This is a genomic window from Stenotrophomonas maltophilia (assembly GCF_013464485.1).
Taxonomy (GTDB): Bacteria; Pseudomonadota; Gammaproteobacteria; order Xanthomonadales; family Xanthomonadaceae; genus Stenotrophomonas; species Stenotrophomonas maltophilia_AW.
In genome coordinates this window covers 107,501-109,432 of record NZ_RAUX01000034.1, presented here as the reverse complement: position 1 = coordinate 109,432, position 1,932 = coordinate 107,501, and the positions used below count along the sequence as shown (strand labels likewise).

The window sequence follows — 1,932 nt, the reverse complement described above, 5'->3', positions numbered from 1 at the left end:
CCATCGGCGCAGCTGCGTTTCACTTCCGAGTTCGGGATGGGATCGGGTGGTTCCACAGCGCTAATTTCACCAGGGAGGCTTTTGGAGAGTCGCACTCGTCCCGGTGGGACAAGGCGCCAGCCTCGCATAGTTCTTGTGACGTAGCGTGCACTTGGATGCTCTTACGACGTTGTCGTAAAGCCAAGGCAACTTGAGGTTATATGGTCAAGCCGCACGGATCATTAGTATCAGTTAGCTCAATACATTGCTGTACTTACACACCTGACCTATCAACCACGTAGTCTACATGGTTCCTTCAGGGGGCTTGTGCCCCGGGAGATCTCATCTTGAGGCGCGCTTCCCGCTTAGATGCTTTCAGCGGTTATCGCTTCCGAACATAGCTACCCGGCAATGCCACTGGCGTGACAACCGGAACACCAGAGGTTCGTCCACTCCGGTCCTCTCGTACTAGGAGCAGCCCCTCTCAAATCTCCAACGCCCATGGCAGATAGGGACCGAACTGTCTCACGACGTTCTGAACCCAGCTCGCGTACCACTTTAAATGGCGAACAGCCATACCCTTGGGACCGACTACAGCCCCAGGATGTGATGAGCCGACATCGAGGTGCCAAACACCGCCGTCGATATGAACTCTTGGGCGGTATCAGCCTGTTATCCCCGGAGTACCTTTTATCCGTTGAGCGATGGCCCTTCCATACAGAACCACCGGATCACTAAGTCCTAGTTTCCTACCTGCTTGATCCGTCGATCTTGCAGTCAAGCACGCTTATGCCTTTGCACACAGTGCGCGATGTCCGACCGCGCTGAGCGTACCTTCGAGCTCCTCCGTTACTCTTTAGGAGGAGACCGCCCCAGTCAAACTACCCACCATACACGGTCCCCGACCCAGATAATGGGCCCAGGTTAGAACGTCAAGCACGACAGGGTGGTATTTCAAGGATGGCTCCRCTGCAGCTAGCGCCACAGTTTCATAGCCTCCCACCTATCCTACACAGACGAACTCAACGTTCAGTGTAAAGCTATAGTAAAGGTTCACGGGGTCTTTCCGTCTTGCCACGGGAACGCTGCATCTTCACAGCGATTTCAATTTCACTGAGTCTCGGGTGGAGACAGCGCCGCTGTCGTTACGCCATTCGTGCAGGTCGGAACTTACCCGACAAGGAATTTCGCTACCTTAGGACCGTTATAGTTACGGCCGCCGTTTACTGGGGCTTCGATCAAGAGCTTCGCCTTGCGGCTGACCCCATCAATTAACCTTCCAGCACCGGGCAGGCGTCACACCCTATACGTCCACTTTCGTGTTTGCAGAGTGCTGTGTTTTTGATAAACAGTCGCAGCGGCCTGGTTACTGCGACCCTCTTCAGCTATAGCTCGCACGAGCCACCAAAAAGGGTGCACCTTCTCCCGAAGTTACGGTGCCATGTTGCCTAGTTCCTTCACCCGAGTTCTCTCAAGCGCCTGAGAATTCTCATCCTACCCACCTGTGTCGGTTTACGGTACGGTCTGCGTAAGCTGAAGCTTAGGAGCTTTTCCTGGAAGCGTGGTATCAGTGACTTCGCCATAAAGGCTCGTCTCGGTGCTCGGTCTTAGAGGATCCCGGATTTGCCAAAGATCCAAACCTACCGCCTTTCCCCAGGACAACCAACGCCTGGTACACCTAACCTTCTCCGTCCCTCCATCGCACTTACGCGAGGTGCAGGAATATTAACCTGCTTCCCATCGACTACGACTTTCGTCCTCGCCTTAGGGGCCGACTCACCCTGCGCCGATTAACGTTGCGCAAGGAAACCTTGGGCTTTCGGCGTGCGGGTTTTTCACCCGCATTATCGTTACTCATGTCAGCATTCGCACTTCCGATACCTCCAGCAGACTTCTCAATCCACCTTCAACGGCTTACGGAACGCTCCTCTACCGCGCATAACAAAGTTATGC

The 1,932-nt window shown here is 54.4% G+C and carries 2 rRNA genes (1 of these 2 running past the window's edge); both read right to left on the bottom strand.

What is annotated here, in order from left to right:
• Window positions 1–74: ribosomal RNA gene (gene rrf, locus D7Y61_RS16165) — 5S ribosomal RNA — on the bottom strand; the annotation flags it as partial.
• A gap of 126 nt (window positions 75–200) precedes the next feature.
• Window positions 201–1,932, bottom strand: a 23S ribosomal RNA gene (locus D7Y61_RS16160); it runs 1,148 nt beyond the window's last position.